11 protein-coding genes are annotated in these 12,810 nt (G+C 59.9%); 3 read left to right on the forward strand and 8 right to left on the reverse strand.

Annotated elements, in window-relative coordinates:
* Window positions 1-68: 68 nt before the first annotated feature.
* The 3 genes from brnQ to phoB form a co-directional block, all read right to left on the reverse strand.
* A complete protein-coding gene (gene brnQ, locus AB8W27_RS15900; RefSeq protein WP_012815510.1) occupies window positions 69-1,388 on the reverse strand; it encodes a branched-chain amino acid transporter carrier protein BrnQ in 1,320 nt (439 codons plus the stop codon).
* A gap of 398 nt (window positions 1,389-1,786) precedes the next feature.
* Entirely contained in the window at window positions 1,787-3,100 is a 1,314-nt protein-coding gene (phoR, locus tag AB8W27_RS15905) for a phosphate regulon sensor histidine kinase PhoR (RefSeq protein WP_012815509.1), read from the reverse strand.
* Window positions 3,101-3,122: 22 nt separating this feature from the next.
* Window positions 3,123-3,812 carry a phosphate response regulator transcription factor PhoB gene (gene phoB, locus AB8W27_RS15910; protein ID WP_007720408.1) on the reverse strand — a complete coding sequence of 230 codons (690 nt, stop codon included), beginning with the start codon at window positions 3,810-3,812 and terminating at the stop codon, window positions 3,123-3,125.
* Window positions 3,813-4,010: 198 nt separating this feature from the next.
* Between phoB and sbcD the strand changes: the two genes are divergently transcribed.
* Window positions 4,011-5,225 carry an exonuclease subunit SbcD gene (gene sbcD, locus AB8W27_RS15915; protein WP_012815507.1) on the forward strand — a complete coding sequence of 405 codons (1,215 nt, stop codon included), beginning with the start codon at window positions 4,011-4,013 and terminating at the stop codon, window positions 5,223-5,225.
* Window positions 5,222-8,371, forward strand: coding sequence for an exonuclease subunit SbcC (sbcC, locus tag AB8W27_RS15920; RefSeq protein ID WP_012815506.1), 3,150 nt, complete (start codon window positions 5,222-5,224; stop codon window positions 8,369-8,371). The genes sbcD and sbcC overlap by 4 nt, the downstream gene beginning before the upstream one ends.
* Window positions 8,372-8,412: 41 nt before the next feature.
* On the opposite strand, the gene mak is transcribed toward sbcC, so the two are convergent.
* Window positions 8,413-9,324: a fructokinase gene (gene mak / locus AB8W27_RS15925; protein ID WP_012815505.1), complete on the reverse strand. Its 912-nt coding sequence runs from the start codon at window positions 9,322-9,324 to the stop codon at window positions 8,413-8,415.
* Between the two features lie 126 nt (window positions 9,325-9,450).
* Here mak and rdgC point away from each other — a divergent pair, with 126 nt between their 5' ends.
* The gene (rdgC, locus tag AB8W27_RS15930; RefSeq protein ID WP_041924113.1) at window positions 9,451-10,362 is read left to right on the forward strand and encodes a recombination-associated protein RdgC; all 912 of its coding nucleotides are present in this window, start codon (window positions 9,451-9,453) and stop codon (window positions 10,360-10,362) included.
* Window positions 10,363-10,395: 33 nt separating this feature from the next.
* Here rdgC and ppnP read toward each other — a convergent pair whose 3' ends face one another.
* From ppnP to aroL, 4 genes are all read right to left on the reverse strand, one after another.
* Window positions 10,396-10,680, reverse strand: a complete 285-nt coding sequence (gene ppnP / locus AB8W27_RS15935; protein WP_007764979.1) for a pyrimidine/purine nucleoside phosphorylase — start codon at window positions 10,678-10,680, stop codon at window positions 10,396-10,398.
* 83 nt (window positions 10,681-10,763) lie between these two features.
* Window positions 10,764-11,441, reverse strand: a complete 678-nt coding sequence (locus tag AB8W27_RS15940; protein WP_012815503.1) for an AroM family protein — start codon at window positions 11,439-11,441, stop codon at window positions 10,764-10,766.
* 253 nt (window positions 11,442-11,694) lie between these two features.
* Window positions 11,695-11,886: a protein YaiA gene (gene yaiA / locus AB8W27_RS15945; protein ID WP_004386841.1), complete on the reverse strand. Its 192-nt coding sequence runs from the start codon at window positions 11,884-11,886 to the stop codon at window positions 11,695-11,697.
* A 53-nt stretch (window positions 11,887-11,939) separates the two neighbouring features.
* Window positions 11,940-12,464: a shikimate kinase AroL gene (aroL, locus tag AB8W27_RS15950; protein ID WP_012815502.1), complete on the reverse strand. Its 525-nt coding sequence runs from the start codon at window positions 12,462-12,464 to the stop codon at window positions 11,940-11,942.
* Window positions 12,465-12,810 lie beyond the last annotated feature (346 nt).

Below are 12,810 nucleotides of genomic sequence, written 5' to 3' on the forward strand. Positions count from 1 at the left end.
TTCCAGTACCACGTCATACAATAAAAAACCACGGAGCCAGGCCCCGTGGTTCAACAATCAACCGACGATCAGTGAGCGGTAGTTGTGACGCTCCGTCCGGTCGCGCGATCCCAGACCACCGCCGCCACCGTAATCACGATGGTCGGCAGCAGCCAGGCCAGCCCCTGATCCGCCATCGGCAGTTTCTGAGTCCAGGCCGGAAGGATACCGCTTATCGCCGAGGCTTTCACCCCATCAATCAAACCGAACAGCAGACTGACCGCCATCGCCGGGGCGATAACACGGCCCGAATTATGCCACCAGCCGCGGGTAAAGCTCAGTACAACAAGTGCGATACACGGCGGATAGATGGCCGTCAGCACCGGAATAGAGAACTGAATCAGCTGGCTTAAGCCGAGGTTCGACACCACCATGGAGAAGAGACCCAGGATAAACACCAGCGCGCGGTAAGAGAGCGGCAGGTATTGCGCGAAGAACTCGGCGCAGGCGCAGGTCAGGCCCACCGCCGTCACCATGCACGCCAGGAAGATCAGCGCCGCCAGCAGGAAGCTGCCCGCGCCGCCGAAGGTGTGCTGAACATAGGCGTGAAGGATTGCCGCGCCGTTAACGGATTGATCGACCAGCGTCGCGCTGTCAGAGCCCAGACGGAACAGCGCCAGGTAGAGCAGCGTCAGGCCGACGCCCGCCATCAGGCCCGCGAAAATGGTGTAGCGCGTCAGCAGACGAGAATCAGTGACGCCGCGCGAACGGGCCGCGTTGACGATAACAATCCCGAACACCATCGCGCCCAGCGTATCCATCGTCAGATAGCCGTTGACGAAGCCGTTGGAGAACGCCGCTTTCTCATAGGCCTCCGTCGCCACGCTGATATCGCCCGCCGGCCAGACAATCGCCGCCACAGACAGCACCACCAGCGCGATGATTTTCAGCGGCGCCAGGAAGTTACCCACGGTATCCAGCAGTTTGCCCGGATAGAGCGACACCAGGATCACCAGCGCGAAGTAGACCAGGCTGTAGATAAGCAGCGGCAGCGCGCCGTCGCCGGTGAGCGGCGCAATGCCCACTTCAAACGACACGGTCGCGGTGCGCGGCGTCGCGAACAGCGGCCCGACGGCCAGATAGCAAACCGTCGCCAGCAGAATGCCCGCCACGCGGCCAATCGGATGGCTCAGGCTGTCAACGCCGCCGCCGACTTTCGCCAGCGCCACCACGGTCAGCACAGGCAGACCCACGGCGGTAATAAGAAAGCCGATCGCCGCCGTCCAGACATGCGGACCGGCCTGCAAACCAACCATAGGAGGGAAAATGATATTGCCCGCGCCGACGAACAACGCAAAGGTCATAAACCCCAGTGCGATAATGTCGCGCGATTTTAAGTGATGGGTCATAAGATTTACTGCCTGTGGATGTGGTGTTGAAATTGAATAATTTTTTACCGCCAGTCACCTGACGAAAACGCCGCTATTTCCAGGGCTGACAGCGGGATATGCTTCCCGATTACGCTGGCGAAGAATTGTTTTTCGATTTACCACGCAAAAACAGTCGGTCTGGCAATAGCAGGGGCGCAATTTAAACGCTTATAACGTTTAAAGGCAAGACGGGATCGTAAAACCAGACCTTTATGCCAGATCTAAGTTTCAGGGCAGTGATAAAATCTAAAATCGTAAAAAACCTCCGGCGATTCGCGCGAGCAAAAAAGCGCCAAACGCTGAAAAAAGCGTTCAGAGGCGGCAAAAAAATGAATAAGGCCAGCTTATCGCTGGCCCTGGAAAGGAAGCTTTACGAATTAAACCTCAGAAACGGCTTTAGCAGGCGTGGCGACAATCAGTCGCTCCGGCAGGAGGAACGAAAACGTGGTGCCTTTGCCAGGCGCGCTTTCTATCTCAAGACGCGCGTCGTGGTGCGTCAGCGCGTGTTTCACAATCGCCAGCCCCAGCCCGCTGCCGCCGGTCTGGCGCGAACGCGCCTTGTCCACCCGGTAGAAACGCTCGGTCAGACGCGGAATATGCTCCGCGGCAATCCCCGGCCCGGTGTCGGCCACGCTAAAGCGCGCGCCATTCGCCACATGCTCCCAGCGCACCGTAATGTGCGTCCCGGCGGGCGTATGATTGACTGCGTTATACACCAGATTTGAAATCGCGCTGCGCAACTGCTCGTCATTGCCGAGCACTTTAAGCTGCGGGTCCACCTCAAAAGTAAACGTCTGCCTCTGCTGGCTGAGCGTCTGCGCTTCGCGCTCCACCACCCGCAGCATCATCGGCACGTCGATCGTCTCGTTGAGCTGCATCGCGGGCGCCGCCTCGATTTTCGAAAGCGTCAATAGCTGTTTCACCAGCCCTTCCATGCGGTACGTCTGCTCGCGCATCGTGTGCAGCGCTTTTTCACGCAGCGGCCCTTCGAGCGTCTGCTCGTGCATCATCTCCAGATAGCCCTGCAACACGGTCAGCGGGGTGCGCAACTCGTGGCTGACGTTGGCGAAAAAGTTGCGCCTGGCGCCTTCGAGCTGATGCATCTGCGTGACGTCGCGCGCCACCATCAGCAGCTGATCTTCGCTGTACGGCATGACGCGAAACTCAAGATGACGCCCGTTATTGAGCACCAGATGCAATGGCCGGTTGAACTCCTGGCCGCGCAGATAGCTGGTGAATTCCGGATAGCGCAGCAGGTTTAAGATGTTCTGGCCGTTATCGTCGGGCCAGCGCAGGCCGAGAAGCTGTTGCGCAAGGCCGTTGCACCAGAAGATAACGCCTTCTTCCGTGGTCAGCACCACGGCGTCCGGCAGGGATTCCGCGCCGCTGCGAAAGCGTTTGATAAGATTACCCAGTTCGCGACGGCGTTTTTTATTGCGCAACTGCATCTGGTGCAGGCCGTAGAGCAAGGGTTCCCAGCTGCCGCTGCCGGGCGGCGGCGTCATGCTGCGATCCACCCACAGCCACCAGGAGAGCCGCAGCAGATTCCAGAAATGCCAGACCAGCAATCCGGTTACCGCCGCCAGTAAAAACCATGCCAGATAGCCGAATATCGCCCCGAGCACCAGCGCCGGAATACAGCACAGCAACAGCTCCAGCACCAGTCTTTTCCATGACAGCCGTTCCAGCACGCGTCACACTCCTGTTTTGGGTTTAAAAACGGGTTGAGAACCGATAACCCGTACCGCGCACCGTTTGTACCATTCTGTCATGACCGCTGTGTTCCAGCGCCTTGCGCAGGCGGCGGATATGCACATCCACGGTACGATCTTCCACATACACATTGGTGCCCCAGACGTGGTTCAGCAGCTGTTCACGGCTGTAAACGCGCTCCGGGTGCGTCATAAAGAAATGTAACAGCTTGAATTCGGTCGGCCCCATATCGAGGGGATTTTCGCCGGTCATCACGCGGTGCGATGACGGATCGAGGCTTAAGCCCTGCATTTCGATGACTTCATCCACCGCCATCGGCGAGATACGGCGCATGACTGCTTTAATACGCGCCACCAGCTCTTTCGGGGAGAACGGTTTGGTAATGTAATCGTCGGCGCCCGTTTCCAGCCCACGCACGCGATCTTCTTCTTCACCGCGCGCGGTCAGCATCACCACCGGGATCTCGCGGGTCAGCGCTTCGCGTTTGATATGCTTAATAAACTGGATCCCCGATCCGCCGGGCAGCATCCAGTCCAGCAGAATCAGATCGGGCCAGGGCTCATTGAGTTGATTCACCGCACTGTCATAATCTTCCGCTTCCACCGGCTGGAAGCCATTTTGCTCCAGTACGAAACACACCATCTCGCGGATAGGTGCTTCATCTTCAACGACCAGAATACGTCTCGCCATGATTCGCCCTGTTAAATAAAGTAAACAGTATGTAATGCGGCGCCATTATGCGTCAGATTTATGACAGATTTATGAAAAAGATGACCGTAAGATGACCTGTCAGCGCGTGCGGTAAAACCCGGCGGCGCGACGAAACAGGACACCCGCCGTACTGGATGTTTATAATCCCCTTCTCGCTTTTTCGCCACAGGGCATCCCATGCGTATTCTGCATACCTCAGACTGGCATCTTGGTCAAAATTTTTACGCCAAAAGCCGCGCCGCCGAACATGAAGCCTTTCTCGACTGGCTGCTGGAGGCGGCAATGGCGCATCAGGTAGATGCGATTATTGTCGCAGGCGACATCTTTGATACCGGCGCGCCGCCCAGCTATGCGCGCGAGCTCTATAACCGCTTTGTCGTCAAACTTCAGGCGGCAAACTGCCCGCTTATCGTGCTTGGCGGCAACCATGATTCGGTGGCGACGCTCAATGAATCCCGCGAGCTGCTGGCCTGCCTGAACACGCAGGTCATCGCCAGCGCGCAGCTCACGCCGGAAAGCCAGGCCACGTTATTATACCGCCGCGACGGCGAGCCGGGCGCGGTGCTCTGCCCGGTGCCGTTTTTACGCCCGCGCGACGTGCTGCGAAGCCTCAGCGGGCAGTCGGGCCGGGAAAAACAGCAGCAGTTGCTGGAGGCCATCAGCCAGCACTATCAGCAAAGCTATGAGGCCGCCTGCCAGCTTCGCGGCGAGCGTAATCTGCCGATTATCGCGACCGGCCATCTTACCACCGTGGGCGTCACCAAAAGCGACGCGGTGCGCGACATCTATATAGGCACGCTCGACGCCTTTCCGGCGGACCGCTTTCCGCCCGCCGATTATATCGCGCTGGGGCATATTCACCGCGCCCAGAAAGTCGCGGGCTGCGAGCATATCCGCTACAGCGGCTCGCCGATTGCGCTGAGCTTTGATGAAACCGGTAAAGAGAAAAGCGTTTATCTGGTGGAGTTCGCCGACGGCAAACTGCGCGACGTCACGGCCCTGCCGGTGCCGGTCAGCCAGCCGCTGGCGGTACTGAAAGGCAGCCTGGAGTCTATCACCGCGCAGCTCGAACAGTGGCGCGATGCGCCGGACGAGCCCAGAGTGTGGCTCGATATCGAAATCGACACCGGCGAATTTCTGCATGATATGCACCGCCAGATAAGCCAGCTGACCGAAAGCCTGCCGGTGGAAGTCGTTCTGCTGCGCCGCAGCCGTGAAATGCGCGAGCGCGCGCTTGGCTCGCTCAGCACCGAAACGCTCAGCGAGCTGGGGGTGGAGGAGGTGTTTGAACGCCGCCTGGAGCTGGAAGCCCTGGAGGAGCCGGAGAAAGCGCAGTTGCGCACGCTCTTCGCCCGCACGCTGGAAAGCCTGCACGAGGAGGACGAAGCATGAAAATCTTAACCCTGCGGCTGAAAAACCTGAACTCGCTGAAAGGCGAATGGAAAATCGACTTCACCGCCGAGCCGTTCGCGAGCAACGGGCTGTTCGCCATCACCGGGCCGACCGGCGCGGGTAAAACCACGCTGCTTGACGCCATCTGCCTTGCGCTCTACCACCGCACGCCGCGCCTGAACGCGCTGTCGCAAAGCCAGAATGACCTGATGACGCGCGATACCGCCGAATGCCTGGCAGAAGTGGAGTTTGAAGTAAAAGGCGTCGCCTGGCGCGCGTTCTGGAGCCAGAGCCGCGCGCGGGGCCTGCCGGACGGCAATCTGCAGGCGCCGCGCGTGGAGCTGGCGCGCTGCGAAGACGGCAAAATCGTCGCCGATAAAATTAAAGATAAACTCGACAGAATAGCCGCGCTGACGGGTCTGGATTACGACCGTTTCACCCGCTCCATGATGCTCTCGCAGGGGCAGTTCGCCGCCTTTCTCAATGCCGAGGCCAAAGCGCGCGCCGAACTGCTGGAAGAGCTGACCGGCACTGAAATCTACGGCCAGGTCTCGGCGCGTATTTTCGAACAGCATAAAGAGGCGCGTAGCCAGCTTGAGAAGCTCGAATCCCAGGCGCAGGGCGTGCGGCTGCTGGACGATGCGCAGCGCGAAAGCTTAACCACAGGTTTGCAGGCGCTCACTGACGATGAAAAAACGCTGCTCGCCCGCCAGCGCCAGTTACAGCAAGAACACCTGTGGCTGACGCAGCGCACGGCGCTTGCCAGCGCCCAGGACGCGGCGGGCCATGCGGCGGCGGCGGCAGATCAGGCACTACTGGCCGCCGCGCCGCAGCTGGCGCGTCTTGAAACGGCGCTACCGGCGGAAAAACTGCGCCCGGCCTGGCTGCGTAGTCAGGAGCTGGAAACCGCCCTTGCCGCCACTGGTCGCAAGCATGAAGAAGTAAGCGTTCGCTTACAGGAAAGCCAGCAGCGCCGCCGGGAGATCCGCCAGGCCGCCGCGCAACAGGCGCAAGCCCAGACGCACGAGCTCGGCGAACTGGGCCGCTGGCTTGCGGAGCACGACCGCTACCGCCTGTGGAGCAGCGAGCTCGCGGGCTGGCGCGCGGTGCTGGCGCAACAAAAGCGCGATCGCGCGCAGCTGCGCGCGCTGAACGAGACGCTCGACGCCACTCGCCGCAAGCGCGACGCGCTGCCGGATGCCGGGCTGGCGCTCTCGCCGGATGACGCCGCTCAGGCGCTGGCGCAGCTTAACGACCAGCGGCCGCTGCGTCAGAAGCTTTCGACGCTTCAGTCAACTTTCGCGCCGCTGACGCGCCGTAAAGCGCGCCTGCAGGAGACGACCAGCGCCCTGCAAACGCAAATTCAGCTCGCCGAACAACAGCTGGCGCAAAAGCGTCAGGATTACAAAACCAAACAGGACGAGGTCACCCGCGCGAAAGCAGTCTGCGAGCTGGAGCAACGCATCGCGAGCCTCGTTGAAGAGCGCGCGCGACTGCAACCCGGCAGCCCCTGCCCGCTCTGCGGCGCGACCGAGCACCCGGCCGTTGAGGCGTACCAGGCGCTGACGCCTGACGCGAGCCGCCTGCGTCTTGCGCAGCTTGAGCAGGAGAAAGAGCAGCTCGGCACCGAAGGCGCGGCGCTCCGCGGCAAGCTCGACGCGCTGATGAAACAGCGTCAGCAGCAGGAAAGCGAAGCGGCAAGCTTGCTGGAAGAGGAGCAAGCGCTCACCTCACAATGGCAGACGCTGTGCGCCGCCGCCGCGCTGGATTATGCGCCGGGCGAGGATCTCACCCCCTGGCTTGACGCGCAGACCCGCCGCGAACAGCAGTTGCATCTGCTGCGCGAGCGCCAGATGCTGGACGCCGCCATTGACGGCGCGCTGCGTCAGATAACCACGCTGGACGCCGCCTGTCAGACTCAGCAGAACGCGCTGTGCGACCAGCTCGACGCTTTCGCGCTGCCCGCGCCGGATGACGACAACCCCGCGCCGTGGTTCGCCGAACGTGAAGAAGAGGCGCGCCGCTGGCAGCAGCACCACGAGCGCCAGCAGCGCCTGCGTGAACAGCTTTCCGCCTGTGAAGCCCTATTGACCCTGTTGCCGCAGGAGGGCGACGCGCAGGCGGCATCGTTATCCGCAGACGAACTGCCGCGCGCGGGCCAGGAGATCCATACGCGCTGTTTATCGCTGGAAGCGCAGTGGCAGACGCTCGGCGCGCAGCTTGAGCAGGAGCGCGCCCGCTACCAGAGCGTCCAGCAAGATTTCGACGCGGCGCTTACCGCCAGCCCGTTTGAGGATAAAGCGGCATTTCTCGCCGCCCTGCTTGATGAGGCCACCCGCAGTCAGCTCGAAGCGCAAAAACAGCGACTGGAGCGCGAGCGCGAGGCGCAACATACGCTGCTTACACAGGCGCAGCAGGCGCTGGAGCGCCACCTGAGCGCGCGCCCGGCATTGATGGACGACGCCGCTGACGCCCGTCAGAGCGAGGCCGCGCTGGCGGTTATCACGGAGCAACTGCGTGACAACACCACGCGTCAGGGAGAACTGCGTCAGCAGCTGCGCCAGGATGAAGAGAGCCGCACGCAGCTTGCCGCCCTTCTCGGGCAGATTGACCAGGCGCGGCGCGAGGCCGACGAATGGGGCCAGCTCAACCATCTGGTCGGCTCGCAGAAAGGGGATAAATTCCGTAAGTTCGCCCAGGGGCTGACGCTGGATAATCTGGTCTGGCTGGCCAATAACCAGCTGACGCGCCTGCATGGCCGTTACCTGCTTAAACGCAAGCTGAGCGAGGATCTGGAGCTGGAAGTGGTGGACACCTGGCAGGCGGATGCGGTACGCGACACCCGCACGCTCTCCGGCGGCGAAAGCTTCCTGGTGAGCCTTGCGCTGGCGCTGGCGCTCTCGGATCTGGTGAGCCACAAAACCCGTATCGACTCGCTGTTCCTTGATGAGGGTTTCGGCACCCTGGATGCGCAGACGCTTGATACGGCGCTCGACGCCCTCGACGCGCTGAACGCCAGCGGCAAAACCATCGGCGTCATCAGTCATGTAGAGGCGATGAAAGAACGTATCCCGGTGCAGATCAAGGTCAGAAAAATTAACGGCCTTGGCGTGAGCCGCCTGGCGCGGGAGTATCAGGTCGATTAAGGCCGATAAAAAAAGGGGCGTTGCGCCCCTTTCTTTTTATATTAACGCACCACGGGCCAGAGCCACGCGGCGCCGCGCACGCCGCTCGAATCGCCATGCACCGCTTTGCGCACCGGCGTTTCGCACTCGCCGCCAAACACCCAGTGTTTCATCAGCGGCGGCACGGTTTTATAGAGCCGGTCGACATTGCTCATGCCTCCGCCCAGCACAATCACGTCCGGGTCAAGAATATTGACGATATGCGCCAGCGATTTCGCAAGCCGCATCTCGTAGCGGCTGAGCGTGAGCTCCGCCAGCGCGTCCTGGGCCTCTACCAGCCGGATGATTTCACTGCCCTTGAGCGGCTGGCCGCTCAGGCGATGATAGTCAGTCGCAAAGCCGGTGCCGGAGATAAAGGTTTCGATACAGCCCTGTTTGCCGCAGTAGCACGGCACGTCTTCACGGTAGCGCAGCTCGTCTTCATCCATCCACGGCAGCGGATTATGCCCCCACTCGCCCGCGTTGCCGTTGGCCCCGATGTGGCTTGCGCCGCCCAGCGCAATGCCGGAGCCGCAGCCGGTGCCGATAATGACCGCAAAGACCGTCTGCGCGCCTTTCGCCGCGCCATCGACGGCCTCAGACACGGCAAAACAGTTGGCGTCGTTGGCGAGCCGCACCTCGCGCGCCAGCCGCGCGCTGAGATCTTTATCCAGCGCCTGGCCGTTCAGCCATGTTGAGTTGGCATTTTTAACGACGCCGGTATAAGGCGAGAGCGTGCCCGGAATGCCGACGCCCACGGTGCCGCGCTCGCCGGTCTCTTTTTCGGCAAGCTCAACGAGACCGGCTATCGTCTCGATGGTTTGCGGGTAATCGTCACGCGGCGTCGGCACGCGGTGGCGAAAACGCTGCTCGCCGTCGTCGCTGAGCGCAATCACTTCGGTTTTGGTGCCGCCTAAATCGATCCCAATACGCACGTCTGCTTCCTCATATTCAATGACTTATCAGGAGAGTAGATAACCTGTCCGTGAAAGGCAATGAAACGCCGCGGCTGATTCGTTATCATGCCCGCTGCGTTTAACTACCAGGCCGTGGAAATTAACATGCTGTGGTTCAAAAATTTAATGGTTTACCGTTTAAACCGCGACGCCGCGTTGCGTGCGGATGAGATGGAAAAACAGTTAGCTGCGTTTACCTTCACCCCGTGCGGCAGCCAGGATATGGCGAAAACCGGCTGGGTGCCGCCCATGGGCGGCAGCAGCGACGCGCTTACCCACGCCGTTAACGGCCAGATTGTGATTTGCGCGCGCAAAGAAGAGAAAATCCTGCCCGCGCCGGTTATCAAGCAGGCGCTGGAGGCGAAAATCGCCCGTCTGGAGGCCGATCAGGGCCGCAAGCTTAAAAAGACGGAAAAAGATTCGCTGAAAGATGAAGTGCTGCATTCACTGCTGCCGCGCGCCTTCAGCCGCTTCAGCCAGACCATGATGTGGATTGATACCGCCACGGGTCTTATCGTGGTGGACTGCGCGAGCGCCAAAAAAGCGGAAGATACCCTGGCGCTGCTGCGTAAAAGCCTCGGCTCGCTGCCGGTGGTGCCGCTGACGCTGGAAAACCCGATTGAGCTGACGCTCACCGAATGGGTGCGCGCCAATAACGTGCCGCAGGGTTTTCAGCTGCTGGATGAAGCAGAGCTTAAAGCCATACTGGAAGATGGCGGCGTGATCCGCTGTAAAAAGCAGGAGCTGGTGAGCGACGAAATCGCGGTACATATCGAAGCGGGTAAAGTGGTCACCAAACTGGCGCTCGACTGGCAGCAGCGCGTGCAGTTTATGCTGTGCGACGACGGCTCGCTGAAACGCCTGAAATTTGCTGATGAGCTGCGCGATCAGAACGACGACATTGCGCGTGAAGATGTGGCGCAACGCTTTGACGCCGATTTCACGCTGATGACGGGCGAACTGGCGGCGCTGATTCAGAACTTAGTGGAAGCGCTGGGCGGAGAAGCCCAACGCTGATGCATTCGCGTCGCCCCGCCCGGGGCGGCGCGCTTACAGGTAGCGACAGAGATACGATGTCGGCTCGGCCACCTGCAAATGAAACTCGCTGTGCCCCGGCACATGGAACACCTGCCCCGCCTCAAACGTTTTCCATTCGGTTTCGCCCGGCAACAGGACATTGAGCGCGCCGCTCACGACGGTCATCTCTTCCGGCTGCGCGGTGCCGAATGTGTATTCCCCTTCCGCCATCACGCCTACGCTCGCCCGGCCCGTACTGCTGCTGGTGAAGCCGATAGATTTCACTTTACCGGAAAAGTATTCGTTACTCTGAAGCATAAGCAGGCCCTTATCGAAAAAATGGTTGGAAAAACAATATAGAGGGCCAGCCTGAGCGCTGTCACGCAAATTGTGCGAGGCGCTCAGATAAGCAGTTCGGAAGCGAGTCGCGCCACCAGGACGTTACTGAGCAGCACCGGCACATCGAGCGCCTTTTGCAGCAGATCGCGGTGTTTTTGATGAAAGCCAAGGCAGTCGAGCAGAAGAACATCCGCCCCGCGGGTCAGCAGATCGCGCCCGGCGCCGACCAGTTCCTCTTCCGTGCCGTAAAACGGATTGGCGAGCGAGTAAAGCGGCGGGTTTTCCAGCACCTGCCATTTCCGGGTCTGTGTCGCCATCAGCTCCGGAACAGGGACTATCACGCCCACCTGATGCCCGTCGACAATCGACGAGACCAGCGGTGGAATAATACGATCCGGCTCCAGCAGAATGGCGTTGCGCGCACGCAGACCGCTGAAGCGCTGCGTACTCATCAGTAAAATCACGTCATAGCCCTGGTTATCCAGCACTTCAATAACGCTTTGCAGCGCCCTTTCGGTTTTGGCTTTTGAGACCGTCGCTTTTTCACCGTCGGACAGCATAGTGATAAGCGTCTCTTCCTGGCCCGTTACGCCATAATCTTCCATCGCCTCGGCGCGCGACAGTTTCCCCATCAGGCTGATATGGGTAATTTGCTGCTCATCAATATGTTCGGTTAACAACGGCAGTACCTCGCTGACAGGTACTACACCGAGGGTAAGTATGGCCAGAGTCGCACGCATGTTAATCGCCTTGGTTTACAGCCTCTCAAAGAGTTAACGACACTTTTCGCTGAATACTTGAGCGAAAACGGAAGATGAATCAAAAAGCGTAGCAGCTTACGCATACAGCAGGAAAAGCCTGCCGCAAGCTACCGAAAAATAATCATAACGTATCGTTAACATTAGCTTTGGATAAAAGGTGTGATGCAAAGCGGCAGCTACTCATTTTCGGAGTGGCGGTAAGCGCAACGCCTGCGCCTGCCGCCGGTCGCGGTCAGGATTTGTCCGGATCTTCGTAACGACGCTTGGCGTCCAGCGCTTCCTGTTCGGTAGGGTGTTCGCTGATAAGTGAATCGGGCTCGGGGTGATCGGCGCGCAGTTGATAACTGGTGACGGTCTTACCCGGTACGCCTTTCTCAACAGGCACCACGCGCGCCTCGCGCGGATAAGGGGGTCTGGTCGGCATAGCTCTTCCTTAATTTATCGGGGAGGAGCGTTAAGTATAGACAATCCCGTCACTTAGCTGGCATGGGCGACGTGTAGCGCGTCAATAATGCGAGAAACAATCACCGCGGGCGCGTCGGCGGCGTCAATCACGTGGTGGGCGCATTCGCGATAAAGCGCGTCGCGTACCGCCAGCACATCGGCAATTTCTTCCGTCACCGGCTTGCCGGTGAGCGTCGGGCGCTGGCCCGCTTCCGGGAACGCTTCAAGACGCTGCGCCAGAACCTCGACGGGCACGTTGAGATAAATCACGATACCATGCGCACGCATGAACTCGCGGTTTTCGTCACGCAACACCATGCCGCCGCCGGTCGCGACCACCGTTGCGGGCGCGGTAACCGCCTGCAACGCCTCGCTTTCACGATCGCGAAAACCCGGCCAGCCTTCTTTCTCCACCACCTCGGCGACCGTCATCTGCGTCTGCTCCAGCAGCCAGCGGTCGGTATCGGCAAAGCCGTATGCCAGCGCGCGTGCCAGCGCCTCGCCGGTAGTGGTTTTTCCGCAGCCGCGCGCGCCGACTAAATAAATGGGTTGATTCATGGATGGATTACCTCACCTTTCGCGCAAGGCGAAAGGGTTTGACAGCAGGCCGTAAGCCGTGAGTTTAACAATAAACTAGTACACAAGACAGGCGTAAATTTAAAATTACAAAAAGGTTAAAAATGAATGGCGGCCCGCGCCGCGCAACCCTTCTTCTGTCTTAAGGGTGTAAAGCCACGCTACCACTGGCGAGAATTCGCCAGGCGCGCCCACCATACTTGAAAGCACCCGGCGAACACAACCCCACCGTTCGCCGCACCCGGTTACATATTTCTTATTTCCTTTACGCGCCGGATATTTACAAGCGGCGATTTTTCTCCAGACTTAACTATTGACGCGTTCAATG

Origin of the sequence: Cronobacter turicensis, assembly GCF_041222865.1 — a bacterium.
GTDB classification, from domain to species: Bacteria; Pseudomonadota; Gammaproteobacteria; order Enterobacterales; family Enterobacteriaceae; genus Cronobacter; species Cronobacter turicensis.